27 protein-coding genes are annotated in these 25,657 nt (G+C 38.5%); 4 read left to right on the forward strand and 23 right to left on the reverse strand.

Annotated features, from left to right (window positions below; all coding sequences use genetic code 11):
- Nucleotides 1–76 precede the first annotated feature (76 nt).
- The 7 genes from dndE to ACE1CA_RS09055 all read right to left on the reverse strand — a co-directional run bounded on the left by dndE (nt 77) and on the right by ACE1CA_RS09055 (nt 7,255).
- A complete protein-coding gene (gene dndE / locus ACE1CA_RS09025; protein WP_486517726.1) occupies nt 77–463 on the reverse strand; it encodes a DNA sulfur modification protein DndE in 387 nt (128 codons plus the stop codon).
- A gap of 128 nt (nt 464–591) precedes the next feature.
- Nucleotides 592–981 (reverse strand): GxxExxY protein, encoded by a 390-nt coding sequence (locus ACE1CA_RS09030; RefSeq protein ID WP_486517727.1) that lies wholly within the window; start codon nt 979–981, stop codon nt 592–594.
- Nucleotides 982–1,009: 28 nt separating this feature from the next.
- Nucleotides 1,010–3,010 carry a DNA sulfur modification protein DndD gene (gene dndD, locus ACE1CA_RS09035; protein WP_486517728.1) on the reverse strand — a complete coding sequence of 667 codons (2,001 nt, stop codon included), beginning with the start codon at nt 3,008–3,010 and terminating at the stop codon, nt 1,010–1,012.
- Nucleotides 3,011–3,101: 91 nt separating this feature from the next.
- Nucleotides 3,102–4,772 carry a DNA phosphorothioation system sulfurtransferase DndC gene (gene dndC / locus ACE1CA_RS09040; RefSeq protein ID WP_413276558.1) on the reverse strand — a complete coding sequence of 557 codons (1,671 nt, stop codon included), beginning with the start codon at nt 4,770–4,772 and terminating at the stop codon, nt 3,102–3,104.
- A 17-nt stretch (nt 4,773–4,789) separates the two neighbouring features.
- The gene (locus ACE1CA_RS09045; RefSeq protein ID WP_413276559.1) at nt 4,790–5,770 is read right to left on the reverse strand and encodes an HNH endonuclease; all 981 of its coding nucleotides are present in this window, start codon (nt 5,768–5,770) and stop codon (nt 4,790–4,792) included.
- A 161-nt stretch (nt 5,771–5,931) separates the two neighbouring features.
- Complete coding sequence (dndB, locus tag ACE1CA_RS09050; protein ID WP_413276560.1) at nt 5,932–6,981, reverse strand: DNA sulfur modification protein DndB; 1,050 nt, start codon at nt 6,979–6,981, stop codon at nt 5,932–5,934.
- Complete coding sequence (locus ACE1CA_RS09055) at nt 6,974–7,255, reverse strand: hypothetical protein (RefSeq protein ID WP_413276561.1); 282 nt, start codon at nt 7,253–7,255, stop codon at nt 6,974–6,976. Before ACE1CA_RS09055 ends, dndB begins: the two co-directional genes overlap by 8 nt.
- 169 nt (nt 7,256–7,424) lie before the next feature.
- On the opposite strand from ACE1CA_RS09055, the gene ACE1CA_RS09060 reads away from it, so the two are divergent.
- On the forward strand, nt 7,425–9,023 hold the full coding sequence (locus ACE1CA_RS09060) for a DGQHR domain-containing protein (RefSeq protein WP_413276562.1): 1,599 nt from the start codon (nt 7,425–7,427) through the stop codon (nt 9,021–9,023).
- 88 nt (nt 9,024–9,111) lie between these two features.
- A complete protein-coding gene (locus tag ACE1CA_RS09065; RefSeq protein WP_413276563.1) occupies nt 9,112–9,912 on the forward strand; it encodes a DUF874 family protein in 801 nt (266 codons plus the stop codon).
- A 44-nt stretch (nt 9,913–9,956) separates the two neighbouring features.
- Here the strand turns inward: ACE1CA_RS09065 and ACE1CA_RS09070 are convergent, their stop codons facing one another.
- The 7 genes from ACE1CA_RS09070 to ACE1CA_RS09100 form a co-directional block, all read right to left on the reverse strand.
- The gene (locus ACE1CA_RS09070; protein ID WP_413276564.1) at nt 9,957–10,424 is read right to left on the reverse strand and encodes a DNA phosphorothioation-associated protein 4; all 468 of its coding nucleotides are present in this window, start codon (nt 10,422–10,424) and stop codon (nt 9,957–9,959) included.
- A 5-nt stretch (nt 10,425–10,429) separates the two neighbouring features.
- Nucleotides 10,430–10,750: a nucleotide pyrophosphohydrolase gene (locus ACE1CA_RS09075; protein ID WP_413276565.1), complete on the reverse strand. Its 321-nt coding sequence runs from the start codon at nt 10,748–10,750 to the stop codon at nt 10,430–10,432.
- 13 nt (nt 10,751–10,763) lie between these two features.
- The gene (locus ACE1CA_RS09080; protein ID WP_413276566.1) at nt 10,764–11,405 is read right to left on the reverse strand and encodes a Uma2 family endonuclease; all 642 of its coding nucleotides are present in this window, start codon (nt 11,403–11,405) and stop codon (nt 10,764–10,766) included.
- A complete protein-coding gene (locus ACE1CA_RS09085) occupies nt 11,395–13,458 on the reverse strand; it encodes an AAA family ATPase (RefSeq protein WP_413276567.1) in 2,064 nt (687 codons plus the stop codon). The genes ACE1CA_RS09080 and ACE1CA_RS09085 overlap by 11 nt, the downstream gene beginning before the upstream one ends.
- Entirely contained in the window at nt 13,455–13,628 is a 174-nt protein-coding gene (locus ACE1CA_RS09090; RefSeq protein WP_178381606.1) for a hypothetical protein, read from the reverse strand. Before ACE1CA_RS09090 ends, ACE1CA_RS09085 begins: the two co-directional genes overlap by 4 nt.
- A 149-nt stretch (nt 13,629–13,777) precedes the next feature.
- Nucleotides 13,778–15,289, reverse strand: a complete 1,512-nt coding sequence (locus ACE1CA_RS09095; RefSeq protein WP_459563570.1) for a DNA phosphorothioation system restriction enzyme — start codon at nt 15,287–15,289, stop codon at nt 13,778–13,780.
- A gap of 53 nt (nt 15,290–15,342) precedes the next feature.
- Nucleotides 15,343–16,620 (reverse strand): S41 family peptidase, encoded by a 1,278-nt coding sequence (locus tag ACE1CA_RS09100; protein WP_413276568.1) that lies wholly within the window; start codon nt 16,618–16,620, stop codon nt 15,343–15,345.
- A 159-nt stretch (nt 16,621–16,779) separates the two neighbouring features.
- On the opposite strand from ACE1CA_RS09100, the gene ACE1CA_RS09105 reads away from it, so the two are divergent.
- The gene (locus ACE1CA_RS09105) at nt 16,780–16,953 is read left to right on the forward strand and encodes a hypothetical protein (protein ID WP_413276569.1); all 174 of its coding nucleotides are present in this window, start codon (nt 16,780–16,782) and stop codon (nt 16,951–16,953) included.
- Between the two features lie 151 nt (nt 16,954–17,104).
- Here ACE1CA_RS09105 and pgm read toward each other — a convergent pair whose 3' ends face one another.
- Nucleotides 17,105–18,766, reverse strand: a complete 1,662-nt coding sequence (pgm, locus tag ACE1CA_RS09110; RefSeq protein ID WP_413276570.1) for a phosphoglucomutase (alpha-D-glucose-1,6-bisphosphate-dependent) — start codon at nt 18,764–18,766, stop codon at nt 17,105–17,107.
- Between the two features lie 281 nt (nt 18,767–19,047).
- Here pgm and ACE1CA_RS09115 point away from each other — a divergent pair, with 281 nt between their 5' ends.
- Nucleotides 19,048–19,974, forward strand: a complete 927-nt coding sequence (locus ACE1CA_RS09115; protein ID WP_413276571.1) for a PrsW family intramembrane metalloprotease — start codon at nt 19,048–19,050, stop codon at nt 19,972–19,974.
- Nucleotides 19,975–19,984: 10 nt separating this feature from the next.
- Here ACE1CA_RS09115 and ACE1CA_RS09120 read toward each other — a convergent pair whose 3' ends face one another.
- The 8 genes from ACE1CA_RS09120 to ACE1CA_RS09155 form a co-directional block, all read right to left on the reverse strand.
- The gene (locus ACE1CA_RS09120; RefSeq protein ID WP_486517729.1) at nt 19,985–21,967 is read right to left on the reverse strand and encodes a SpoIIE family protein phosphatase; all 1,983 of its coding nucleotides are present in this window, start codon (nt 21,965–21,967) and stop codon (nt 19,985–19,987) included.
- A gap of 209 nt (nt 21,968–22,176) precedes the next feature.
- A complete protein-coding gene (locus ACE1CA_RS09125) occupies nt 22,177–22,545 on the reverse strand; it encodes a hypothetical protein (protein WP_413276573.1) in 369 nt (122 codons plus the stop codon).
- 17 nt (nt 22,546–22,562) lie between these two features.
- Nucleotides 22,563–22,979 (reverse strand): ArsC/Spx/MgsR family protein, encoded by a 417-nt coding sequence (locus ACE1CA_RS09130; protein WP_459563573.1) that lies wholly within the window; start codon nt 22,977–22,979, stop codon nt 22,563–22,565.
- A 31-nt stretch (nt 22,980–23,010) separates the two neighbouring features.
- On the reverse strand, nt 23,011–23,631 hold the full coding sequence (locus ACE1CA_RS09135; protein ID WP_413276575.1) for a (2Fe-2S) ferredoxin domain-containing protein: 621 nt from the start codon (nt 23,629–23,631) through the stop codon (nt 23,011–23,013).
- A gap of 176 nt (nt 23,632–23,807) precedes the next feature.
- Nucleotides 23,808–24,014, reverse strand: coding sequence for a putative nitrogen fixation protein NifT (gene nifT, locus ACE1CA_RS09140; RefSeq protein ID WP_413276576.1), 207 nt, complete (start codon nt 24,012–24,014; stop codon nt 23,808–23,810).
- Nucleotides 23,992–24,282 carry a nitrogen fixation protein NifZ gene (locus ACE1CA_RS09145; RefSeq protein ID WP_413268172.1) on the reverse strand — a complete coding sequence of 97 codons (291 nt, stop codon included), beginning with the start codon at nt 24,280–24,282 and terminating at the stop codon, nt 23,992–23,994. The genes nifT and ACE1CA_RS09145 overlap by 23 nt, the downstream gene beginning before the upstream one ends.
- Nucleotides 24,257–25,405: a homocitrate synthase gene (gene nifV / locus ACE1CA_RS09150; RefSeq protein ID WP_413276577.1), complete on the reverse strand. Its 1,149-nt coding sequence runs from the start codon at nt 25,403–25,405 to the stop codon at nt 24,257–24,259. Before nifV ends, ACE1CA_RS09145 begins: the two co-directional genes overlap by 26 nt.
- Nucleotides 25,406–25,419: 14 nt before the next feature.
- Nucleotides 25,420–25,635 carry a DUF2949 domain-containing protein gene (locus ACE1CA_RS09155; protein ID WP_413276578.1) on the reverse strand — a complete coding sequence of 72 codons (216 nt, stop codon included), beginning with the start codon at nt 25,633–25,635 and terminating at the stop codon, nt 25,420–25,422.
- Nucleotides 25,636–25,657: the final 22 nt, after the last annotated feature.

The raw sequence follows: 25,657 nt of genomic DNA on the forward strand, positions 1-25,657 counted from the left end.
CAGGGGAGCAGGGGAGCAGGGGAGCAGGGGAGCAAAGAATTCAAATCTATCCCAGCCCCTAGTACCCGGTAACTAGTCACTTTTTGGTGGCGATCGCAATTAAATCTTCTATCTTTTTAATATTGGGATCGCCTGCTAGGTAGCCAATACCTCGATGGAGGTGGAGGCGGAACTGGTGGGCGAGGGTTTCTTTGTCTGTTCCGAGTTTATCGTTGTGACAGCGTTGTTTGAGGGCGAGGATGAGGATGTCGGACATTTCGCCGCCGAATACTTTCCAGGTGAGTTCGACGTTGCTATCGGCGGGAATGGGCACGGGGGAGGGTATGCTTGGTTCAGCTAGGGAACGGCAAAATCCCCAACGGCATAAGATGTTCCATTGGTCTATTTTGGTGTGGCGGCGCAGTTTTAGTAGTTGATCTTTAGCTGTTTGGGATAGTTTGATGGTGTTTACTGGGGGTTCCATAGCTTTTTTATTTAACCGCAGATGCACGCAGATGCACGCAGATGTGGTTGATGTTTTTTTGTTGGGGTTTTCTGGCTTTTTTTATTTAACCGCAGATGAACGCAGATGAACGCAGATGTGGATTTGGTTTAAAAGTTTTTGACGATGCGTTTGATTTCAACTTTGGGGTTTCCGAAGTTGATTAGTAGGCATAGGTTTAGTTGGGTGGCTTTGATATAGTTGAAACATTGAGCATCTTCTTTCGGTGTTAGGTTTCTGATGGCTTTGAGTTCTACTAGAACACAGTCTTCAACTAGTAAGTCTACTATGAATTCACCGACTACTATTCCGTCATAATAAACTTTGATTGGATATTGGGCTTGCACTTGTAATCCGGTTTTTCGCAACTCGTGTGCCAAAGCATTCTCATATACTTTCTCTAAAAATCCACACCCCAAAGTATTTGAAACTTTAAAAGCACACCCAATTATCTTTTCAGTAATATCATTGATCTTCCATCTGCGTTCATCTGCGTTCATCTGCGGTTTATTTCCTCTTTAACTACTCCTACCAAAAATACCCTAATTCTACCCTGGTTTGTCTATCGCTTGCATCATATTTTAATAGATATTCTCGTGCGATCGCTTCCAATTTCCTCAAGTTCTCTACCTCTATTTTTCCTATCTCTGTATCTGTAGAAAGCAAGATTACTTGATGGCTGGCTGCGGGAAAATACCTCTCGATTAAGTTTTGTCTATGGGAGGAGTCTAATCTTCCTAATGGGGTGTCGATCGCCACTGGTAAATGTCTCCCTGATACTCTCGCTAATCCCCATAAAAATGAGATGGCTAATAGTTGTTTTTCTCCAGCAGATAACCGATGTTTGGGTACGGCTTTTCCTTCGGTGTCATACAGGGAAAGGCTGAAGCTTTGGGTGTCTATTACTATGCGATGAACTAAATCAGTTTTATGTAACAAATAACAGAAGCATTGGGTTACTTCTTTTTCTAGTTTGTTGAGTTTTTTTAGGGTTAGTTTTTCTTTGAATAGTTTGAGGGTATTTTGTACTTTGGCAGCAGAAGTTATGATATGTTGATTGTTTCTTAGTTTGATGTGTTCTTGGCTGTATTGTTCGATTTCTTTGCGGGTTTTTTCTAGTTCTCTTTTGCTTTCTTCGACGCGCCGATTTGCCATTTCTTTGGCGGCTTGGGCTTTGGCTAATTCTTTTTGGGCTAGGCGCACATTTTTTTGTAATTGTTCGTAGATTTCGGGGGAGGCGGCGATCGCTAATTGTCTCTCTAAAAATTCAATATCTTTCTCAATTTCTTTGAGTTGGTTGATTTTTTCTGCGCCGATTTCTTCTTTGGCTTTTAGTTCGTATTTCAGCAGGTTTTCTAGTTGTTCTATTACTTCTAGGTCGGCTTGTAACCAGGGTTTTTCACTACTGCTGGCGGCTTGTTCTAGTTCTTGGTATTCTTGGTCGAGGAAGGTTTTGATTTGCTCGATTTGTTTGGCTTTTAGGTCAAGTTTGGTGATATATTGGATTAGGCGATCGCTTCTCTTTTGTAAGGCTTCTTTTTCTATCTTTGCCTGTTGTTGTTGGGTTTCAATTTCGGCTTGAGTTTGAATTTGGTTTAACAGCGGAGTTATTAAGGCTAATGGTAATACTCCGGCGGCTAATTCTACCATTGTTTGCCGAGTGGTGTTGGCTTGTTCTTTGAGTTCGGTTTGTTGTTGATCTAATTGATTGCGTTCTCCGGCAATTTTTCCACCTTCGGAAATGAATTTTTCTTCGGCTAGTCGCAAGGCTTTTTGTTTGTCTTCTAATTGTGTTTGACAGCTTCCTTGTTCTTGGGTGGCGTTGTCTCTTTCGACAATCAATTCTTTAAATTTGGTTTCTAATTTTTCTAGGGTGGCGAGTTCTTTTGCGCCAGCAATTTCTTTGCGTTTGCGGCTTACTAATATATCTAAGTCTACTGAGAGGCGTTCGGCTAATTCTAAGCCTAAAAGGGAACGAATTGCATCCACAACTAAGGGCGGAGGTGTTTCTAATTCGGCGAGTTCTTTCACTTGTTCGCCGTCGAAAAGAAAGAGATTAGAAATTCCTAAAGGTAAAAGAGTTTCGATATATTCATCCCAAGCGTTTGTTAAAGCTTTGTCGGGCCACCATTCGTTGAGATAATCATCATAAACCAAAATTCCTAATGTATCTTTGCCGTCTTTAGGTTCTTTTGTCCAATATCTGACGACTTTAAAAATTTTCGGTTTGTCTTCTTCGATATGTTCAAATGTTAATTCAATGCGGGTGTTTTCTGTAGGTGAGGTATTGCGGTGTACTGACTGATTCAGAAATTCGCTGTAACTTAAATTGCCTCTGGTAGAACATTGGGCGCGATTTCCATAAAGGGTGAGGCGAATGGCATCCATGAGGGTGGTTTTTCCGCCGCCATTCATGCCACCAAATAAGATAATTGGACGAGTTTCGCCATCATTTTCTGGGCGCAAGTTGATGATGTTTTTTCCCAGGTAAGGGCCAAAGTTTTCTAAGGAAAGTTCGAGGAAAATCACGGTTTTTAGGGACTGGGGATTGGGGACTGGGGACTGGGGACTGGGGAGGTGGGGAGAGTTGAAGATGTAGTTAAATTATCTCCCCATCCCCCTATCCCCCCATCTCTTTAAATTTTAGGTCTGCCCAAGATAGTTGTTTGCCTTGTTCGTTGTCTTCTGTTGTTGGTTTTTCTTCGTCTTTTTTGTCTAATTCGGGAGTTTCGCCGTTTAATACTGGTCTGATTTGGTGGATGTTTTCGGCGTTTTCTTTGAGGGATTCGACGGCGTTTTTTAAGTGACGTTGGTAGTGGGCGTTTTCTATTGCTTCTTCTTTGGGGCGAGAACTGGTATCGAAGGATTTTTCTATGGTGTCATAGATTCCGGTACGGCGAGTTTTGGTGTAATATTGCCGTTCGGTATCTAATAGTTTCGCCATCAGTTCTAAGTGCATTTGATCTTCACATATTTCTTCTAAAACTGCCCATTCGTCGCTTCCGAGTAATCTTCTTTCTACTCCTGGGCGGGTGTCTTGGAAGGGTTCGCCTGTGACTTCCTCATAGATGCGGGGTAAGCTGTCGTCAAATTCGTGTTTTTCTTCTAGCCAGATGCGGCGAATTTCGCTGAGTTCTTCCTCAGTTATTAAAGTGATATCGCGCATTTCTGGGGGGGCGGTTTTGCGAATTTGGGTTTGTGCTTCGAGTACTCTTCTTAACCAATGTTCCCGCCAATATTTAGTATATGGGCCGGGGATTGGTTCAACTAAATTCTTGTTATCTTCAGTACTACGTTCAAACAGTTGAACATGACCCCAAATGCGTCGGAAATCACGCCTATCAAAATCATCTTCTACATCTAATTCGTTACGAATATCTAGTAGAGGCTGCATCCATTCTTTCTCTTCATCATTTTGAATCATTGCCGCCATAGATTTATCTTGATTTACCATTGTGCAAACCCAACAGCCGAAACGCGAACTTCCACAACTCGGTGTAGAAGAATCTACTACTAAAGGACATTCATTATCTGCTGTTGCACCTCGATACATACTAAATAAATCTTTGTTGCTAATTCCCCAAGGATTCTGCCACTGATTCAAATAAATCCAGACTTCTTCAGTGCGCCAATCTTGAATTGGACTATAAACCAGAGAATTAGGAAGGCTAGGGCTATGATATAGCACTGATTTAATTGAAGCAGTATTAATGCGATCGTTAACTCGACCTGCTTTATGTTTTTCCATTGAAGCTGCTCTTGTAGTACTTTCAGCCTTACGAGTACCTAAAACAATTATTACTTCTCCATTCATCCTTACTACATCACGAACAAATCTGTTAGAAGGTTGAATTTTTAGGCGTTCAGTACACCAACGAAATCTATTACGGGGTGACGGATAACCTTTACCTATTAAATTTACCCAAAAAGTATCTTTAATATCGGGATAAAGTAAATGAGGTTCTATAGGTAATTTTTGAGATTCAGCAGCAAATTTCATCTGCTCTAAAGATTTTTTTACCCAAGCGGAAACAATGGGATTTTCTACTAAAGTATCAGTCGTAATTACGTATATTTTTTTTTTGCGTTTTTCAGGTGGTAAATCTGCAATAGCATACCACACAAGCTGCACTACTGTTTGGCTGTCTTTTCCTCCAGAATACCCTAAAATAAAGGGCATTTCATCCAAACAATATAAGTCTTGAATTTCTTTCTTTATTCTTTCTATATCTTCTACCAACTCGGCAACTGTGCGTGGCGGAAATAGTGACATCTGTTGTGCTTCTACCATAAAATACACCCCATTAGTTAATTTCTAAACCGATTTAAACGATGCCACTGTAACGCATCAAGGCTAGGAAAATATTGCTCGAAATTAGGTCTAACGATGAGTTCTCCCTGAAAATCTCTCATAGGTTTAGCGTTTGGCGATTCTTCTTCTAAATCACTGGCAATTATAATTCTATATTCATCGTCGATACTAAACCATCCTTGATCAAAAGCCCAGTGATGATTTTTACATAGGGACAAACCATTGTTAACTCTGCTATCAAAAAATTCTGCGAATGGTTTTATATGTGCGCCATCTACAATATTTTGTCTAAGCGAATTTATAACCTTCATTCGACAAAATGCACATTTATAATCATATATCTGTACAACGGCCTTACGAAAGAACGCATTTCTAACCAAAGACTTTTTTAGAACTACTCTTGGTTGTTCTTGAAAGTTAATTGTTGAGTCTGATATATTTATTTCTTCCTGAGTAATTTCTTGTAAATTTTGATTAACCTGTAAAATCTCCTCAATTTGTTCTCTACTCGATGAGAACCAAGCGTCTATCAACGCATCTATTAATCTGGTTACGGCAATTGGGTCTTGTATTAAAGTAAATAATTCAGAGTCTAGGGTAGCATACTCAACAGCTTCTCTTAGTGCTTTCGTACTGTCAAGTTTTCTACCTTTTATACAATCTGGTTTAAATTCTACTTGCCAAAATCCTTCACTCTCTAAATGAATAAACGGATAATGTAGACCACCTCTGTAAGCTGAGTTAGATGCTAAACAATTCCAGTATTTATTAAATGTATTAATTAGTTCATCGGAAATATAAATGTGATTATCAGAGATAGTACCTTGGCTAATTAATTCGATGACCGATAAAAGTAATATTGGTTTATAAGGAGCATTACCACTTTGTTTTTTCTTGATCCTACTTGGATTTAATTGAGCAAAACGCTCACAATAATAAGCTAAATTCTTATTTCCCGACTCTTGCCCTTCAACCATTTTTACCTCCAAAAACACCTTATCAATAAACCCCGAATCAAAACAAAATTACCTCATCTTTCATCTATGTTCATCTGTGGACATCTGTGGTTAAAAAAGAACCTAATCCGCCCACCAAAAACTTACAAAAACATCTGCGTTCATCTGCGTTCATCTGCGGTTCATTTATCCCCCAAACCCAACCATTGCAAAATATACCCCCGCAACCAACTAACACTATCACGAGACTTAGAAAACCCGCCCTTAACCAAAATCCTCCCTTGCCAATCCCCATTAAAACGTGACCAATCAATCCCCTTCAACCCCTGCAAATAACCCTCCCAACCATCCAAAGAAAGCAAAAAAGCCCCAACTTCACCCAAAGCTAAAAGCGCCACTGGATGACAATGAAGGTAATCTCTTCGTACTTCTCCCGCCGCCACTTTTTTAGATAAAACCTGTTGCCAATCAGGGATATTATCGCTGACAATATTCCAAAACCGCACTGCTAAATCTAGCTGTTGAGACAAAGGGAGATGCTGAGAATTAACCAACAAATTAATAGTAGCATTATAAATCCGATCGATCACAAATAACTTCCCCGATCGCGCCGACAAAACACTATGTTCAGTATCAGTCAAACAGCGAAAAACTGTAACTTGTTTCACCACTTCCCGAACTAATTCGGCGGTGCGATCGTGCTGGTCATAAAGTATATTTAAACAAGAGTCAGTCACTACGGGAAAACGGTTTAAATCCGAGAACATTTGTTGCGATCGCTTTAACCCAATATCCAAAAATAAAATTAGTGCGATCGTCTCATATCCTAAATCAGGATTCTCCTTTAATGCTAACTCCAATGCTGCCCGCCGATGCTTGCCATCATTAATCGAAAATCGCGCATCCATTGGCACTCGCAAGCGTCCAATTTTCCGTTCTTCCGCCTCCGTTCCGATTGGTTCAAATGCAATTTCTGCATCGATAGAAGCGGTAATTGCTGAAAATATATAAGTAGTTGGATGTTTTAAAATATATTGACTTATTTCGGGAATTCGTGCTAAATTAATCTCGCGACTCGCCCGTAACTCTGGAGGCATTTCTTCATCATCTAAGGGGAAAAGTTTCGGCAAAATTCGCACTGGGCACATGGAAACATAATACTCGCGCCCAGCTTGAATGCCCCGAATTACAGGTAAAATATATTCAAAGTTAGCGATCGCAGTTTTAACCATTTCCCACCTCAAGTCGCCGGATTAAATATTCTAAAAGTCTCTCTTGTTTCTCTTGTTCTGCGGCTAAAGATGCCTGAATTTCTACCATTTTGTTTATCGCTTTATCTGTTTCAATTTGAGTTTCAATTAGTTGCCTTAATACCTGGTTGGTGATAGTTTGTTCTCGGGCTAATTGGGTGATATTGCGATCGCTTTGTTCGATAAACCGTTCTAAAATCACCTCAATGCGGTCTAATCTATCAGAGGAATTACTGTTAGTTGGTGTCTGGGTCATATTTTTAGTAACAATACGTATTGACATATTTACGATTTTATGCAATATAAGCATATTTCGCTACTATCTTAGTATTACATATCCCTAAGTTTTAAAAAACTAAGTTTACACATATTTTTTCAAACCAGATTTTTTTTAAAATCAGAACCAGTAACTTAAAAACTAACCCATGAATAACAACCCCGCTACCGACTTGGCGAGTCAAATTTTGGAGAGAGAAAATCAGGAGAAACAAGCTATAGCCCTCCTACTTGACCGATATTTGGGCAGAAATGACCAAATTTTGGTACAAAAAATCGAAATGGGGGGTAGTGAAGCTTATATTGGTTCCGTTACTCTGGAATGGTTCGCCAGTCGCGTTCGTTTTGCCTCTCGCTTACCTTTGCTGCGGCAAAAGTTCGACTCCCACACGGAAAATGTAGAAATTGACGCAGAAAGCATTGAGGAAATTCAACAACGTCCGTTAGATTGGACTCGCCAAGCTTCTCTGGCGCAATATTTAGCAGCAAGAAAACATCACAAATTTCCCCCAGTTTTAGTAGTAATTAATCAACCTTGGGTCGATATTCCTCATGCTAATGAATGGAATAATGAGGGAAGGGCGATGAAATCTGCGGCTAACTTTATGCCTTTGGATAAAGATAATAAAGTCGGTTTGTTGGATGTTTCTCCTGATGTGACAATCTTCGCTTTAGATGGTCAACATCGCTTAATGGGCGTGCAAGGTTTGATGGAATTATTGCAAACAGGAAAGCTTCCCCGTTATAAAAAAGATAAGAAACCTTCGGGTAGTGTGATTACTATTGAAGATTTGCGGGAACAGTATCAAGTTGACCCGGTTTATTTGCAAAATTTGGCTAAGGAAAAGATTGGAATTGAGTTTATTTCGGCGGTGATTCCGGGGGAAACTTATGAGGAAGCTAGGCGGAGAGTGCGATCGATCTTTGTTCATGTTAACTTAATGGCAGTACCTTTAACTAAAGGACAATTAGCCCAATTAGATGAAAATGATGGTTTCTCAATTGTGGCGAGAAAAGTTGCAGTTACTCATCCTTTATTGAAGGATATTAAAGGTAGAAATCCTCGCGTTAATTGGGATAGTGCAACTGTTGCTGCGAAGTCTACTGTGTTAACAACTTTGCAAGCACTTAAGGAGATGTCGGAACGCTATTTGCAGCATAAATTTCCCCATTGGAAACCTTTAGAAAAAAAGGGTTTAATTCCTTTACGTCCTGAAGATGATGAATTAGAAGAGGGAATAGAAAATTTTAAATATGTGTTTGATAATTTGGCGAATCTGCTGAGTTTTGAACGGTTGGAATATGGGGGAACGGAAACTACTGATTTGCGCCGTTTTAGTTTTGAAAAACCTGCTGGTGAGGGTAATTTGTTGTTTCGTCCGGTGGGGCAAATTGCTTTGTTTCAAGCTTTGGGAATTTTGGTTTTTAAAAAGGGTTTTTCGTTAGAATCGGTGTTTGAAAAGTTGCAAAAGTATGATGCTGATGGGGGTTTTAGTAATATGGAAAGTCCTCAATCTTTGTGGTATGGGATTTTGTTTGATGCTAATAAAAAGCGGGTTTTGGTGTCGGGGAGGGATTTGGCGGCGAAGTTAATTGTTTATTTGGTTGGCGGGGTTGAGGATGATATGGAACGGGCGGAAATTCGTCGCGCTGTGGCGGAGGCGAGGACGGTTGAGGATCGTGCGATCGGTTTTAATGGCAAGTTTGTGGAACCTCGAAAGGTGGGGTTGCCTGTTTTGTTGAGTTAGGGTTTTAAACCGCAGATGAACGCAGATGTTTTTGTGGATTTTTGGTTTTTGACAAAGATGAATACAGTATATTATAGGAGGTTAAAAAATGGTTACTACTCAGAGAAAACAAGGTAATCAATTAGCAACTTTGACTGTTACTTGGGAGAAGTTACCTGATGATTTTAAGTTGGAAGATAATCCTGTGGAAAATACTGGGCAACCTTTAATTGCAGGGGCGTTACGAGAAAGTTTGGAATTGGTGGGATTTATTAAACCAGAAATGTTAATTGCTGCCAATTTTGGTCTTTGCGCTACTGTTAATGGTGAGTTGGTGATTAAAGCGCCGGATTGGGTTTTTGTTCGATCGCTTTTAGCTGGGGAGTCGGAGGGCGATCGCAAAAGTTACACCCCAAATTTAGAAGGAGAAAATCCCTACGTTGTGATGGAATTTCTCTCAGATACCGATGGCGGAGAATATTCGGTTAAACCAACTTTTCCCCCTGGTAAATGGTTTTTTTACGAACGCATTTTGCAAGTTCCAATTTATGCAATTTTTGAACCTCCTACCGGACTTTTAGAATTATATCGCTTACAAAATGGACGTTATGAATTAGAATTTCCTGATGAAGAAGGTCGTCATTGGTTAGCAGAAATGAACCTATTTTTAGGAGTTTGGCGAGGTAAAAAAGAAGAACGAACAGGTTATTGGTTACGCTGGTGGGATGCAGCAGGAAATATTTTACCTTGGGCGGTGGAATTAGTAGAACAGGAACGTCAACGAACTGAACAGGAACGTCAACGCGCCGAACAAGAACGCCAACGCGCTGAACAAGAACATCAACGCGCTGAAAAATTAGCCGAATACCTGCGTTCTCAGGGTATTAATCCTGATGAAATTGATTTGTAAAGTAGACCAGATCCCCGACTTCTTGAAGAAGTCGGGGATCTAAATTACAAAAATCTACTAAGGTTAAATTCTCCTTCCGGCTGATTTTTTTGATCTCTTTCGGAAATCATCATTAACAGCAACCTCTCGGTATAATCAGCTGCACCTCGCAATTCTTCTTGCAAAATTTCTAATCCGCCATTGGCGTATTCTTCAAAAATTGCAATGCGTGTTTCTTCTGCTTCTGCGTCATTGGGGGAAATAATATTAATGTCTTTTGTTTCGGATATTGCTAATAATTTAATTAATCGATCGTACCCTCTAGAAATGAAAATCTCTTGCGCGATCGCACCCGGTTCTTTTTTAGAAACTTCCTGCAAAGCAACCCGCTTCTTCCTTTTCGCACCTAAAGCGGCAGCAAATGCGATCGCATCTGCATAAGTTTGAAAAGGCCCAGTTGTATCATTTCCCAAAGTCAAAGCTTTCACTAAATCAGCTTTATCTTTCCCAACTCTAACTCGATTTGCACCCATTTTAATTACTCAGTCCACAAAAGTTTAATCCGTTTTTGAAAACCGCCTCGTTCGTTTCGACGGCGTATTTGTTCAGCAATAATTAATTCCCGATTAATCCCGTAAGTTGCTATAATTGCATCAATAACTTCATATATATCAGCTAATTCTGTTATTAAGTTTTCTTCATCAGATGCCGCTATTTCTTGCGCTTCTTCCACTACTTTCTGGCGTAAAGCTTGCCGAAATTCTGATTCAGAAAGAGTTAAAGTTTCACATTTCAACCCACTTTGCTGAATGATTTCAGGAATTTTATCTCTTACCAGTTTGTGATACTCTTTTCGCATCTAACTTTCTCCTTTAACCCTGGTTAAAGATTTGCATTAACCAACGCATAATTGTTGTGTCGTCTTCTGTTTGACTGCGTTGCAAGGTTTCGTTAACTAAAGCTAGAGATAATCCTGGCAAAACTAAAGATTCTTCGATTTCACCGCTGCGTCTTTCGGAAATGGAAAATGCGATCGCTTCCCGTAAATTTGCATCTACTACCCAATATTCTCTAACTCCCGCCCTTTCATAAATTAACCGTTTTCTTCCTAAATCATCTCCCACAGAAGTAGCACTAATTTCTACTACTAACGTAGGCGGATCGTATTCATCTAAATCCACTGGTGAATTAGTTTGAGGAGGTGTTTTTAAATTTATTCCAATATAAAAAGCTAAGTCTGGTTGAAATTCCCTTAAACTTGCCTTTTTAAAACTAGTGTTAGTTAACTGCACAATTTCCAAATTCATCAAAGCGGCAAACAGAATTATTAGGTAGGCAATAACCGAATTTTGTCTACCATGACGAGAACCAAGTGCTGCCATTTCAATCCTCATGTAACCTTGATTATAATAAAACCTTGCCTTTTCATATTCTGGGTTATCTGCTAATTCTAAAAACTCTTCCCAAGTTGCCTTTACCCATGTATCAGTAGCAAAAGTAGAACTAAAAACCATAATCCACCTCCGTAATTTCAGTATATTCAAATTCGTTCGGACTTTGCCTAATTAACGGATAATTCTTACCACTTAATGTAATGTTATCTTGTTCGCAATCAGGTTTAGAAGAGTAATAAGTCAACACATATTCTCTGCCAATTCTATTAGTAATTTCCTCCGCTACTTCACCTCGCCATTGAGTTTTTGTCACCAAAACTACTAATTGATTTGCTAATTGGGGAATGATTTTGGCAATTTGACGACGATAGATTTCATCTAAACTACCAAAAGGTGAATCCATCACAATGGGAAAAGTACTACTATCAGGAACCATCATTTCCTCTTTACTCCATTCTCGCACGCGATCGATAATTCCCCCAATAAATGAGAGACTGAGAATTTGATTCTCTCCCGTTGAAGCACCAACTAACGCCTCTTTCCCCGATGTATTTTCAATCAGCGTTAGTTCGTATTTGTCGCTAAGTTTGGGAATATATGCTTTAAAGGAAATCGAACTAAAAATTTCCTGCACTCGCTTTTCTAATTGGCTGCGAAAATGTTGATCTAACCGAGATTTATACTCATTTAAACGAGAAATAGCATCCTGAGTTGCAGCAATTCTTCGCTGCGCCAATAACTGCTTTTCTTCGTTAGATTGCTGTTTAGTAATCTGCTTCAAAAGCACATCAATTTCTGCCTTAAAGTCAGAGATTTTTTGCTTATTTTCTCCCTCTTCTAAAGTTAATTCTCGAATCTTACTTTCAATTTCATCCAGTCGCTTTTGTAAATTACGGATTTCTTCAGCAGGGTTTTTACGTAACTGTTCGCTAATACTTTCTAACTGAGTTTCAATTTGGAAAATTTCTTGGCGAAATTGGTTAATATTCGCCTGTTCTTTGTCCACATCTTCCCAAAAAGTTGTAGCTTGTCGATCGATTTCATCTACTTGGGTACTAATGCGAATTGCTGTTTCTTCAACTGCTGCCATATTAGCTTTATCTAACCAATTGCTAACATTTTTATGAAACTCTGTACCATCGCTTAAATCTGCACCGCAAATGCAACGCTGAGAATTAAGTAATTGATTAATAAATTCACGAGAAATTCCCGCAGTTAATTCACCTCGCTGTTTTAAATCGTCAAGAATTGCGCGAAATTCAGCAGTTAATTCTGGCAATAAAACCGCGTAACCTTTGGTAGAAATCGCACGGTTTAGCGCTTCTTTGCTTTTTTTCAGTCTTTCTCGACTGGCTGTTTTTTGCGCTTCTAATTCTTTGCGTCTTTCTTCCAAATCTTTAGCGCCGCTAATGTCTCGAAAGCGGGTACTAGTTTCTCGCTTCAATGTTTCTTGGTGCGCTAATTCTTGAGAAATTTCCGTTTGACGATTTTCTAAACGTTCAATTTCCTTTTCTTTCTGCTGCTGTTGTTTTAATAGCTGTTTTGTTTCCGTATCACCAATAGTTTTTAACTCATCTTCTAAACTTTTCTTAGCTTCCCCCAAATGCTTGATAGAACGATTTAAAACTTCCACACCTAACATAGTTTTAGTTGCTTCGGCAATTTCAATTTTATTATCAGAACGAACAATTCTTTCAATTCGTTCTCCATCAAAAAAGAAATATTGATGTAAGGTTTCGGGTAAAATTTTACCAATAATATCATCAGGTTGTTCTGTAGGAAGTTTCCAATTCCCATCATCGCCAGCAATTTGCATATATAATTTGCTTTCGCCTTGTTCAATGAATTCACCTTTATAAGCGCGACATTCTCGTTTAGCACGATAGCGTTTTTGGAAGTGTTCCCAAACAATTTCTACCCAACATTCAACCGCTTCTCCAGGGTTAGCTTCCGATATTGCTCTTTTATTTACTAAGTATTCTTCCGAAGCAAAAGCCGCTGTAAATTTGTTATATAAAACCCAAGTAAAAGCATTCAGTAAAGTAGTTTTTCCTGAACCATTATTACCGTGAATAATTGTAGTATTTTGTTCCTCTCCATAAGCAAAAGAAATTTCAGGACTCTTGCCATAAAAACAGCGAAAATTGCAAAGTTTGATCGAAATTAATCTCATCGAATTACATCCTTAACGATGAGTAAAATGTCTTCATTAATTTTATAAGGTGTTTTCATATAAAGCTTATCTTTTTCCGCTTGTCTCACCCTGTCAATGATTTGTCGCACTTCTGGCGGCGCAGTGGTAATAGGTTCTTGTACATAACTCAGGTTGAGTTCTTCGCTCATCTTTTACTGCTACTCTGAAATAATCTCTTATTTAATCTATTGTATTTGCCCAGGATTCTAAACAGTAAAAATACTAATTTACTTAATCTGGTTACTTAGAATTCCCAATCCCCAGTCCCTAGTCCCCAGTCCCCAGTCCCTAATCCCCCTCAAATATCCAACAATCCATACCGTTTTTGCAAACTCAGTAATTTCATTCTCGCTTCCCCTGCATTTACCGCCAAATCTGCAAATTCTACTAATCTTCGCAACTCTTTTCTTAACAGATTCCTTTCGACTTCTAACGCTTCTCGGTCTAATTCTGGAGGTAGCACAATCATATCGAATAAAGTTGCCCTTTGTTTGCCGGGAAAAGGGCGTAAAATTCGTCCGCGACGTTGAATAAATTGTCGAGGATTGTTACTGCTTGCCAAAATTACAGCATTTTCAATTGCTGGAATATCCACCCCTTCATCCAAACAGCGAATTGCCACCAAACCTTGTAATTCTCCCAACTCAAATTGTCGCCGCAAATCTTCTCTTTCGTCCAAAGGAGTTTCCGCCGTATAAGTGCTGACTCGATAACCTAATTCGGTTCCCAAAATCTTTGTCACCGCCTTGAGTTGGCGGGTACTTTCCACCGAACCATCCCCACAATAAAATAAAGTATGACAGGTTTCCAAACGATTAGCCATTAAGTTTCGCAACGCTTTTAATTTATTCGCTGCTGCGCCAATTAATCTCGCCCTTTGAATTAATAAAGGTGTCAAATCTTCATTTTCTTCATCAGAAATAGCAGATGTTTGTCCTTCCTGTTGACGATAGAGTAACGCCCGTCCAATTTGGCGAGTTAACTTAATATAATTCCTGGTTTCTGTTTCGGTGAGTTCGACTAAGATTGGATAATAAAAATAAGGTACTAAAGCCCCAGCTTGGATGGCATCTTTTAAATTAAATTCAGGTTGTAAAACTGTGCCAAAATAGTTAAACAGAGATTCTGTACCTAAGTCATCAAAGTGTCTTTCGGGAGTGGCGGAAAGTGCCAAGCGTAAACCAATTTGTCGAGGTAAACTTTCCTCTAATTTGGGAGCACCTAAGTTATGCGCTTCGTCGCCAATGATTAAACTTTTTTCGGGAAAGTATTTAAGTTGAGATTGAAATCCTTCGCTAATTAAGGTGGCGTTGGTGGTAATGATTGAGAGGAATGGTTGTTTTTGCGATCGCACATTATACAGCTGAGTTGAAAGTTTATCTTGCCAACGTCGCAAATTTTCAAAAGCCAAAATTGGCGATAAACCAAATTTTTCACATTCTCGCGCCCATTGAGTAACTAAATGCCGAAAAGGACAGACAACTAATAAAACTTGCAATCCAATTCTTTGGTAAAGTTCGCTAGTAATTGCTAACGCGGTAATCGTTTTTCCGCTACCTGTTGCCATTTTTAAAGTGCCTCTTCCTTGGTTGACAAACCAAGATTCTACCGCTTGTTTTTGGTAAGGACGCAATTGCAAAGAGTCAGGAATTCTCGGACATCCGGGAGAAGGTTGTTTTTCTTCAATGTGATAACTACCTTTAGCAGCTGATACTTTTAAAAGTCTGTTGACTGCTAGTAGAGTTTCAGCTTGAAATTGGTAATTTATTTGCTTTTTAACGTTATAAATACCCTGAGAATTTCCTTTCACAATTTTACGATCCTTACCACTTTTTATTTATTATAATCCACAACGAGCAAATTTTATAATTTTGCTAACGCTTCGGTAATTGCCCTTTCCTTTTGCGGGTCATTTCCTTGAGCATATTCAATGGGAAAAGGTACTACAATATCGGGAGTTACACCCTTTCCTTCTAGGCGTTGGTTTTCATCAACATAAACATTGGCAACCGCTACATAAAGTAAAGTTCCATCTGCTAGTAAAAAAGGGCGACCTGCAACTACTGCACCAGCCGTTTTCGTGCCAATTACTGAGCCAATTTTAGCTTTTTGAAAACCATAAGCTACTATTTCTTTAGCACTGCGACTGCCTTCATTTACTAACATTACTACTGGCTTTTTCCAATGAGAATAATAAGTGCTGCGTCTGCCATTGCGGTTGATATTAGTTAACGAAAAACCAGGTTGTGCTAAAAAGATATTCAAACCAACCATTGGCGCACCACCCCAACCATCGCGCAAATCTAAAACTAAGGCATCTGCATCTTTTAATCGACCATAAATTAAGTCGTCTTCCAATTGTTGCTGATATTGGTCGCCAGCGTAAGACCAAATGTGAACATAACCGATTTTTTTCCCTTCTCTTTCAATGATTTGGGTACTAGCAATTTGGGCATCTAAAAACATGGTAGTTGTGTCAAACATTTTCGGCGTTACGGTGATTTCTTGCTGGCTATTAGCATTAGTTTTACGCTGAATTTTGAGAGTAACTTTTTGTCCAGCTTTTCCAGCAAAAGATTTAATAGGATGAAATGGTTTACCATCAGCGTTAATTATTTCGTCACCTATTTTTAGTCCAACTTTAGCTGCTGGAGAACCGTCTAAAATGGTGTTAATAAAAGTCTTGTTATTCAATTTTTTGGTATAAATGCCAATATCGCTGTATTCAATCTTTCCTGATGGGAAGATATTCTTTAACTGCTTTTGTAATTCTTGATTCATCGGTGCGAAAATCCCCAAAATTTGATAGTATGCTGGCTCGTTTTGGGTGTAAAATCTAGTGTGAGAGGTGTTTAATTCTCCCAACATTTGATTGATGATAATTGCTGCTTCGTCGGTTGTTTGAGTTTTGCTAATTTGGGGTGCATATTTAGATTGTATTCCTTTCCAATCTACGCCGTTAAATTTAGGGTCGTAAAAGTTATCATTGACAGTTTCCCAGACAGAATTAAAAGTTTTTGACTGGGTAGCCAGCATTCGGGGAATGACTGGGGAAATTAGCCAGCTAAGGAGTAAAATTGAGATGCTAAATAAAATGATTAAAGCTGAGTTTTTCTTCTTGATGAGCCTGAATCTTTTCATCTCTGTCTGTTTATAGCTATGTTGCCTAATTCTAATCAATTTTTTCCATAACTGCTTTGAGTTATAATAAAGTCCTTATTCTTTCTTCGTGTCTTACGTGCTACGCACACGCTACGCGAACGTGGTTCAAAATTAATTACGTTAAAGGTAGTTTAGAAAATGTCTAATAAAGTAAAATATTTGCTGCTGGGTTTATTGGTAATTGGTATAGCTAATTGGTTTAGTCATTCTTATAATTTTGCGATGATGGGGTTGATTACTTTTTTAATTGCTTATCTTTCTAAGGGGATGCGGCGTTATCGATCGCACAACCCCCACTCCCAAGATGAATAATTTTTGAGAACGCAGATGAAAGCAGATAAACGCAGATGAACGCAGATGTATATCTAGATTTACTGTAGGTTGCTTGAGATTTTTTCACTTTAAAATTCGACAATTTGGAGAGAGGAGAAAATTACTTTAATCTTCTCCTCTTTGCCTTTTTCTAAAGTGCGTCGGTGACTATTTGTTGTGCTTCTTGCAAGATTTGTTCTAGGTGGTTTTCGCTTTGGAAACTTTCGGCATAGACTTTATAAACGTTTTCTGTGCCGGAAGGACGTGCGGCAAACCAACCATTTTCTGTGGTTACTTTTAGTCCGCCTATTGAAGCATTATTTCCTGGCGCTTTGGTGAGTTTTGCTGTGATTTGATCTCCTGCCATTGTTCCTGCTTTCACATCTTCGGGGGAGAGTTTACCCAAGCGTGCTTTTTGTTCAGGAGTAGCGGGTGAGTCAATGCGTTTGTAATAAGGTGTGCCCAAACGTGCGGTTAAATCTTGATAGTGTAATCCTGGATCTTTTCCGGTTTTGGCGGTGATTTCTGCGGCTAAAAGATCCATGATAATTCCGTCTTTGTCGGTTGTCCAAACTGTACCATTTTTGCGTAAAAATGATGCTCCGGCACTTTCTTCTCCGCCAAATCCAAAGGACCCGTTTAATAAACCGTCAACAAACCATTTGAAACCTACGGGTACTTCGGAGAGTTTGCGGTTAATTTCTTTGGCTACCCGATCGATCATACTACTACTTACTAAAGTTTTCCCGATCGCACTTTCTCCCGACCAACCTGTACGATTAGTAAACAAATACCAAATCGCTACCGAAAGGAAATGATTCGGATTCATTAATCCCACACTACGAGTAACAATTCCATGTCTGTCGGAGTCGGTATCATTGCCAAAAGCAATGTCATAATCATCTTTGATTTTGACTAAACTCGCCATCGCATAAGGAGATGAACAATCCATGCGAATTTTACCATCCCAATCTACGGTCATAAACCGGAATGTTGGGTCTACGGTGTTATTAACCAAGGTAATGTTTAGGTTGTAGCGATCGGCAATTGGTTCCCAATAAGCTATATTAGAACCACCCAAAGGATCGGCACCAATGCGAAGTCCTGCCGATCGAATTACATCAATATCAACCACATTTTCTAAATCGTTGACGTAAGGAGTAATGAAATCATAAAAATGAGTTGTTGATGCTTTCAACGCAGATTCATAAGAAATTCGTCGCACATCTCGATTGTTATTTGCTAACAATTCATTCGCCCTTTCTTGCACCCATTTCGTAATTTCTGGTTCCGCAGGGCCTCCAGAAGGAGGATTATATTTAAAACCGCCATCAGAAGGGGGATTGTGCGAAGGTGTGATAATAATTCCATCTGCTAAACCAGTGGTTTTGCCTTGGTTGCAGGTGAGAATGGCATAAGAAACCACCGGAGTCGGCGTAAACTGAGCATATCCTTCCCCAGCAGCAATGTAAACCTCTACGCCATGAGCAGCTAACACTTCCAAAGCGGTCTTTTGCGCGGGAGCAGAAAGAGCGTGGCTATCCATTCCCATGTACAATGGGCCATTGATGCCCTGACTCTGGCGATATTCCACCACAGCTTGAGAAACGGCGAGAATGTGGTCTTCGTTGAAAGTGCCGTTGCTGGAAGAACCCCGATGTCCCGAAGTGCCAAAACTAACTTTTTGCAACGGATTTGCAGGGTCGGGATGAACTGTGTAATAGTCATCCAAAAGTTTGGTGACATCAATCAAAATGTTGTCAGGTGCGGGTTTTCCCGCCAGCGGGTTGACCTTTTCTTCTACTGTTTGCATTATGCCCTCTGTCCAATTCTCGTCATGTTTTTCAAGTTAAGAATAGCTCGAAATGTGACTGCATGGAGTGTGGTAGCTAACTTTGCTTCGCTACTGTTTTAGGATAATGGTTTCAATATTAATATTTACATTAAGATTTGATTGTTAATATCCAAATTCTATTATAGATAGACGATCGGAACCATAAAAACTAAAATATTCTGACTTTTGTCCTGTAACTATTTACCTTTCTAGGTATCCTTAATATAACTTTCTAAATTAGAGTTCAGGGAAAATAAAAAATGTCTAACTCTCAGCAACAACCGTCACCCCAAGAACCATTGAGCCTTGCCGATATTATTCCTTACCAAGAAGCATTTAGCCCTAATTTATACAAACAGAGATTAGCAAAATTTTTGCTCTTTTTTGCCTTGTTTCCGCTTGCACTCAGCTGGTTAATCAACATCACAGGTGTTGGTGGATCTTTGCGGCAAACAGCTGGGTTTTTAGGAATTTACTACGCTTGTATGTGGGGCGTAATTTTGCACGATCTAATTAAACCACAGCGATTTTCTTGGAGCAATACTATTACCTGTGTAACATTTACCGCTTTAGTTGGCATTCCCATAGATTTATTTTTGCAACAAGTTCCTCCATTTAGCTTTCTTTATGCTGGAATCGATCGAGGTGGACTACTGACTTTAATTGGGTTTGTCTTCGGGGTGGGAGTGTTAGAAGAATTTGTAAAAGCTTTGCCAGTTTATTTATTTTTAATCCGTACAGGTAAAGTAATAGACCCTTACACAGCAGCATTTTATGGTGCAATGTCCGGTTTAGGATTTGCAATTTCTGAAGGGGTAAATTATTCAATTCAATATGCAATGGGATTAGGAGAAGGCATAACAGCAACATTTTTTGGCAATGTTGAACCAACAAATTTATTAGGCGAATATCTATTAGTTAGTACAATTCGCTTTATTTGTTTGCCCCTATTTCATGCAATTTGGGCAGGAATTTTTGGTTATTTTTTGGGGTTATCAGCTATGAGTAATTCCCAAAAAACTACAATTATGTTAATTGGCTGGGCAATTCCAGCTGTATTACATGGATTTTACAATACTTTTGCGGAAACTGCGATCGGTCTTTTTGTCATGGCATTCTCAATTTTGTTATTTCTCACCTATCTGCGAAATGGTCAAAAAATGAGTGGGCAATCATTGAATAAGTAGTAAATTAAAATTACCTTTGTTTAATTATTACTAATGTAATATCATCGAATACTTTTTGTTCGTTGATAAAATTCATTACATCATCAATCACAGCTTGACGAATTTCATCAGCTGACAGATGATAACTTTTTTGCAAAACTGTATAAAATCTTTCTATCCCGTACAGTTGATTTTCCCAATTTACAGCCTCAGTAATACCATCAGTATAAAGTACGGCAATTTCTCCCGATCGCAAAGTAATTTCTATCTGTTGAATAAACGGCGTAATATCCGGTTCTAACCCCAAAGGAAACCCCAAATCAAAAGTATCAAATCGTTCAATTTCTCCATTATTTCGTACCACTATTAACTCTTCATGTTGTCCACTTAAACGCATTATTCCCGCCTCATATTCCAGCAGCAATAAAGTCATATTCTTAGGCGATTTCATCCGACTAGTGTTGCGATAAATTATTTGGTTCAAAGCATTTAGAAACTTCACTGGATCTGTTTCTTCTATGGTTAGCAAAGTTCGCACAGCTGTCTGTGCCATAATCATCACTACACCACTTTCTAACCCATGACCTGTAACATCCCCAATCCCAATTTTAACTTTACCATTTTGTTGAAGAACATCATAATAATCACCGCCAACTTCATAAGCAGGTGCCATAAAACCAGAAATATCAAGTTCTGTAATTTCTTTAAGTTCCTCTTCTTTAGGTAAAATCATTTCTTGTAATTGTCTGGCAACTTCTAACTCAGCACTCATGCGTAAATTCTCTTTTTTCAGTAGTTCATTTAAGCGAGTCACTTCTTCGTTAGAGTAGCGCAAAGCAGTAGCTATTTTATTAAAAGAATTCACCACCTGACCAAGTTCATCTTTATTTTCTAGCGTGATGTTTCCGCCAACAAAACCACTAGTCATTTGTTTAGCAGCTTCGTCTAGATGCTCTACTGTCAGCATAACTGCTTTGTAAAAAGCAATCCAAAGGTAAATAACTATTCCAGAAATTAACGAAACAAAAATTAAAATTAATTTTTGTCTTATTATCAAGTATTTAATTCTAGCTTCTAAAATTTTATTTAAGCTTTGGGAAATCTCATTTTCTAATTTAGAGCTTAACTTTAAAGTTTGATCGGCTTGATGTATGTAATTAAGTGGTTGTACATTGGCGTATGGACTAGTGAGTATATCAAGTTGTTTATTTAATGTTTTAGTAGTTAGTAGAAGCTCTTGTAAATCCTGATTAACTCTGAACCGCAATTTTTTGGAATTAGATTGATTAAAAGATACTTCTAAATTACGAGATAAATCTTGAGTATAATCTTTTAATAAACCTGATAACTGCACTAATCTACCTCGCTCCTCTGGGGTGATTTCTTCATTACGATTAATACTATTACCAAGAATTTTAATTTCAATTAAAGTTCTTTGAATTAAAGGAAGTTTAGCGAGAATAGCATCACTGAAATAATAGGCATCTAGATAAGGGTCTAAAATTAAATTAGAACTTTCTCCAATTTTTGCGGTGAGATCGTAAGTTTGTGCGATCGCTCGATTATAAAAAACATCCTTAGTCTCTGGACTCCAAATATGATAATTTTCTTGTAACTGCTCCCAGGTACTTTTAATTTCATTCAAGTCATTAGTAGTTATTAATTTATTTCCCCATTCCTTATCTTTTTCTATTAAAATTTGAAAACTTTCCTCGGTTTTGTGATTAGCTTCTCTACTCTTACTTCGCTGAAATTCAGAATTAAACTTATACTTTAACTCTTGCTCAATTAAATAATTTTCAAATATAGAGCTTCTCAGGTTACGTAAATATTGCAAATACTTAATTCCATAAGTTTGCTTTTGAGTAAAATCAATCCGAATATTAGTTTCTAACAACAATAAATACATAATTAAACATAAAGGTAAAGCCAGCAATACAGTAATTAAAGTAAACTTTTGCGGATACTTAAGTTGGTTCATCAAATAAACAGCTGGTCTAAAAAGTTTCTTCATAAATTTACTAAAAAATTAACAATTTTAATTATTAAATTATTTCTATTGTAGACAATAATGTGATAAAATTTTTAGAACAAATATATCATAGCTAAAAAACTCGGTAACTTTTCCAGAAACGGGTTGATTGAGTATAAAGGTCAAAGGGGAAGGAGAGATATTTTTTCTCCCATCCCCCTTTTACCTGAAATTTGGCATTACTAAGTCAATCAATTTGGATAGCGATAAACAGGTAACTCGTCTACTCGCATTTCAAATGGTGCAGCTTTACTTCCAGGCGAAGAAACTCTTATTTTGCCTTTTTTGGCTATGCGTTTGAGTACAACGCCTATTTTCACTAAAGATTTTAAAACTTGCCAGTTAACTATTTGATCTGGACATTCAATAATTAGCGTTGGTGCTTCGCTATAAGTGGTAATATACCACTCACAATTAGAAAGCAATGCTTGCTGTTGGGGATGACAAGCATCATAAAAATATTTAGCAAGCATCTCTTCCAATTGTAGACGTTGCAAAGTATCGTCCAAGCCGGAAGCATTAGGTGGTAAATCTTCAAATGGTAGAGAAGAATGATTCATAGTAATTCCCCATCTCTTTAATCAGAGATTGCTGTTTTGGTACGGGGACAAGTTTCTAAGTCTTGATGCACAGGAACTTCAGCTTTTAAACCAATCCAAGCGTTAATTTTTTCTAAGTTAAATCCCACTGTCTGCACATCGCCAACTTGGATCAATGGACGGCGAATTAATAAAGGATCTGCCATCATTAATTCTAAAGCTGTATCTTCATCTAAAAACTCAGGATTTACGTCGCCTGATTTAACGCGAGGTGCGGTGTAATTAAACCACTCTTTAACAGGCAAATTTCCAAAAAAAGGACGTAGTTTTTCTTTAGTCCAAGTAGTAGTTAAGAGATTTTCAGGTTGTACTTGGTGTCCAGCTTCTAAGAGTAAAGCTTTCTGTTTTTTGTTGTTGGTACAACCTGGCTTTTCGTAGAAAATTACAGTAGACATCATAGGTTAATTGGGGTGAACTAGGTTAGGATTAAGTCAAGGGAAATTGTTGATAGCTGTACATGGTTGGTGAGAGTTTATCAGCTAACAAATCAACAATTTTTTCAGGAGACATTTTGCTACAGCGAACTTTTCCTGGCATTAAAAGGACGTTAGGTGCAGAGGAACAACATTTTAAACATCCGGTATATTCAATGACTACTTGATTTTGCAAACCCCGATCGCACAAAGCTGCTTCTAGTTGTTGACTCAGCTTTTTACCACCCCGCTTCATGCAACCGGATTTTTTACACATTAATAACTTAATTTTTTTAGATTTAGGAGTTGCTTCTACAATATCTACTGTTGGTAAGCAGTCATTATGGCAATCCTTTTCGGAACATTCACTAACTTTATTAACTTGATACGCTATTAATTTAGGTAAATCTGTAAAATCCTTTTGTTTTTTTTCTCCCGATACTTCAATGCGATCGCCAGGAATTAAAACCTGTTTAATTTTTACCCTAGTTTCTTTCGGTAATTTAACTTGCAACACATTATTTTCCACCGCAATTCGCAAAGATTTAATTTTCCCACTGGACTTTTGTTCAAAACCTAAAAACTGTCCTTCCAAAAAGAAGCTTGACTGAGGTTGAAAACTACACATATCCATCGGGGTGACTCCTAAATCTTTACAAATGTGGACGCAGAATTTATCTCATTAAGTTTGTTGTAGCGACTTTAGTCGTACATTCCTAAATCAAAGGACTCAGGACTTACGCAGTGACGCTATCAGGTAGGTGGAATGGTGCGTTAGTCATAACGTAACGCACCCTACAAAAATTCAACTTAGTCGCGGATTACCTTAGCCTCTACAGTCATTGGTAAAGATAAAGTATCGGTCAAATCAGGAATTACTAATTCCCAACCATTTGCTAAAACGAAATGTTTGCCTTCCGAAACTTCCTTTTCGCTGACAACTTCCTCTTCTAAATCTTTCTTGGGTACATAAGCAATTAAATGTCCATCGCAATTATGACGCAACATTACTTTCATAAAATTCCTCCACTAGTTCCAATTCTTTTTTCCGGCAACCAACTATGACACCTCTTTCTACAAAATGTACTGCATAAATATAGTACATTTGCAAATAGTCACCTATACCAACTATGTATCCCGTATCTCCTTTTTTTGCTAAAGTTTCTCCGATTTCTTTATTAGGAAAAGTTCCATCATTACGGATTAACTTTTTCACCCTCACCTTATCTTCCATATCAAAGGCAGGTGGACCATATAGTTCATTTTCTTCTGATGCCGATCCCATGAGCCATCCTCCTTGTATTAACTAAATCCAACAATTCTTCAATAGTCAAACCGCGTTTTACTTGTCCTGAAAGCTGACGCACTTTTTCTAAAAGTGACTCTATTTCCTCTGGTTCAAGAACAATATTATGCTGTTCTAAAACCTTAATTAGTAAATGCCTCCCTGAATGTTTTCCCACTACTAAACGCCGTTCCCAACCTACTTCTTCTGGAGCGAAAGGTTCATAAGTTAAGGGATTTTTCAATACACCGTGAGCGTGAATTCCTGACTCGTGAGCAAAGGTATTTTGACCGACAATTGCTTTCCAAGGGGGAACTTCATTTCCTGATGCTTTGGCGACTAATTGTGAGAGTTCTTGAAACTTGCGGGTGTTGATTCCGAGATCCATTGCGTAAACTCGTTTCAACCCCATGACTACTTCTTCTAAAGCAGCATTACCTGCTCTTTCTCCCAATCCATTAACAGTAGTATTGACTGATTTTGCGCCAGCTAAAATTCCGGCGATCGCATTTGCAGTTGCCATCCCCAAATCATTATGGGTGTGCATTTCCACAGGAATTTCTAACTGCGAAACTAACTGTTTTACTTTCGCGTAAGTACTAAAAGGATCGAGTATTCCTACAGTATCACAAAACCGAAATCTAGAAACACCTAATTCTTGAACCAATAGTGCTACATCTAACAAAAAATTATCATCTGCTCTCGAAGAATCCTCACCCCCAACTGAAACAAACAAACCTTTATCTAAGGCAAAGTTAACACTATCTTTCAGTCGGGATAAGATTAACTGCCATTGTCCCTGAAATTTGGCTTCTATTTGAATTTCCGAGACAGGAATCGAAATATGAACTCGTTGCAAACCACAAGCTATAGAAGCTTCAATATCAGCTAAAACTGCACGGTTCCAACCCAGAAGTTTGGCAGACAACCCAGCTTTTACTACTTGAAAAATCGCCTTTTGTTCTTCTTTCCCCATCGCTGGAATGCCTATTTCTAATTCTTGCACTCCAATGCTGTCGAGGAAAATCGCGATCGCCAATTTCTCTTCTAAAGTAAAAGCCACGCCAGCGGCTTGTTCGCCATCTCGGAGAGTCGTATCATTAATCTGAACAATTTCACTCATGGTACTGCACAAGTTTAAAGTTTGAAATCTTTATGGGTCTGCATTTCTAGCCAATCGAAAATTTTGGTTAACTGCTCGATCGAAATTAATCCATACTGCCAAAGTAACATCGGCAAAGGGTCATGCCACTGCTGATGAGTACGGAGTGCCATTGCGATCGCAGAACTAGAGATTTCTAAATCATACTGGAGAAAGTTTATCAATTCGTTAAACTTAAAACTGCGATCCATAACCACACCTCGCGTACTTGGA

This window comes from Floridaenema evergladense BLCC-F167 (genome assembly GCF_041929205.2).
In the GTDB taxonomy this organism is placed as follows: domain Bacteria; phylum Cyanobacteriota; class Cyanobacteriia; order Cyanobacteriales; family Aerosakkonemataceae; genus Floridanema; species Floridanema evergladense.

What these genes read in the sequence shown, in the direction of transcription:
- dndE (WP_486517726.1), bottom strand. Translation starts at nt 463, where the DNA reads ATGGAACCCCCAGTAAACACCATCAAACTATCCCAAACAGCTAAAGAT.
- ACE1CA_RS09030 (WP_486517727.1), bottom strand. Translation starts at nt 981, where the DNA reads ATGAACGCAGATGAACGCAGATGGAAGATCAATGATATTACTGAAAAG.
- dndC (WP_413276558.1), bottom strand. Translation starts at nt 4,772, where the DNA reads ATGGTAGAAGCACAACAGATGTCACTATTTCCGCCACGCACAGTTGCC.
- ACE1CA_RS09045 (WP_413276559.1), bottom strand. Translation starts at nt 5,770, where the DNA reads ATGGTTGAAGGGCAAGAGTCGGGAAATAAGAATTTAGCTTATTATTGT.
- dndB (WP_413276560.1), bottom strand. Translation starts at nt 6,981, where the DNA reads ATGGTTAAAACTGCGATCGCTAACTTTGAATATATTTTACCTGTAATT.
- ACE1CA_RS09055 (WP_413276561.1), bottom strand. Translation starts at nt 7,255, where the DNA reads ATGACCCAGACACCAACTAACAGTAATTCCTCTGATAGATTAGACCGC.
- ACE1CA_RS09060 (WP_413276562.1), top strand. Translation starts at nt 7,425, where the DNA reads ATGAATAACAACCCCGCTACCGACTTGGCGAGTCAAATTTTGGAGAGA.
- ACE1CA_RS09065 (WP_413276563.1), top strand. Translation starts at nt 9,112, where the DNA reads ATGGTTACTACTCAGAGAAAACAAGGTAATCAATTAGCAACTTTGACT.
- ACE1CA_RS09070 (WP_413276564.1), bottom strand. Translation starts at nt 10,424, where the DNA reads ATGGGTGCAAATCGAGTTAGAGTTGGGAAAGATAAAGCTGATTTAGTG.
- ACE1CA_RS09075 (WP_413276565.1), bottom strand. Translation starts at nt 10,750, where the DNA reads ATGCGAAAAGAGTATCACAAACTGGTAAGAGATAAAATTCCTGAAATC.
- ACE1CA_RS09080 (WP_413276566.1), bottom strand. Translation starts at nt 11,405, where the DNA reads ATGGTTTTTAGTTCTACTTTTGCTACTGATACATGGGTAAAGGCAACT.
- ACE1CA_RS09085 (WP_413276567.1), bottom strand. Translation starts at nt 13,458, where the DNA reads ATGAGATTAATTTCGATCAAACTTTGCAATTTTCGCTGTTTTTATGGC.
- ACE1CA_RS09090 (WP_178381606.1), bottom strand. Translation starts at nt 13,628, where the DNA reads ATGAGCGAAGAACTCAACCTGAGTTATGTACAAGAACCTATTACCACT.
- ACE1CA_RS09100 (WP_413276568.1), bottom strand. Translation starts at nt 16,620, where the DNA reads ATGAAAAGATTCAGGCTCATCAAGAAGAAAAACTCAGCTTTAATCATT.
- ACE1CA_RS09105 (WP_413276569.1), top strand. Translation starts at nt 16,780, where the DNA reads ATGTCTAATAAAGTAAAATATTTGCTGCTGGGTTTATTGGTAATTGGT.
- pgm (WP_413276570.1), bottom strand. Translation starts at nt 18,766, where the DNA reads ATGCAAACAGTAGAAGAAAAGGTCAACCCGCTGGCGGGAAAACCCGCA.
- ACE1CA_RS09115 (WP_413276571.1), top strand. Translation starts at nt 19,048, where the DNA reads ATGTCTAACTCTCAGCAACAACCGTCACCCCAAGAACCATTGAGCCTT.
- ACE1CA_RS09120 (WP_486517729.1), bottom strand. Translation starts at nt 21,967, where the DNA reads ATGAAGAAACTTTTTAGACCAGCTGTTTATTTGATGAACCAACTTAAG.
- ACE1CA_RS09125 (WP_413276573.1), bottom strand. Translation starts at nt 22,545, where the DNA reads ATGAATCATTCTTCTCTACCATTTGAAGATTTACCACCTAATGCTTCC.
- ACE1CA_RS09130 (WP_459563573.1), bottom strand. Translation starts at nt 22,979, where the DNA reads ATGTCTACTGTAATTTTCTACGAAAAGCCAGGTTGTACCAACAACAAA.
- ACE1CA_RS09135 (WP_413276575.1), bottom strand. Translation starts at nt 23,631, where the DNA reads ATGGATATGTGTAGTTTTCAACCTCAGTCAAGCTTCTTTTTGGAAGGA.
- nifT (WP_413276576.1), bottom strand. Translation starts at nt 24,014, where the DNA reads ATGAAAGTAATGTTGCGTCATAATTGCGATGGACATTTAATTGCTTAT.
- ACE1CA_RS09145 (WP_413268172.1), bottom strand. Translation starts at nt 24,282, where the DNA reads ATGGGATCGGCATCAGAAGAAAATGAACTATATGGTCCACCTGCCTTT.
- nifV (WP_413276577.1), bottom strand. Translation starts at nt 25,405, where the DNA reads ATGAGTGAAATTGTTCAGATTAATGATACGACTCTCCGAGATGGCGAA.
- ACE1CA_RS09155 (WP_413276578.1), bottom strand. Translation starts at nt 25,635, where the DNA reads ATGGATCGCAGTTTTAAGTTTAACGAATTGATAAACTTTCTCCAGTAT.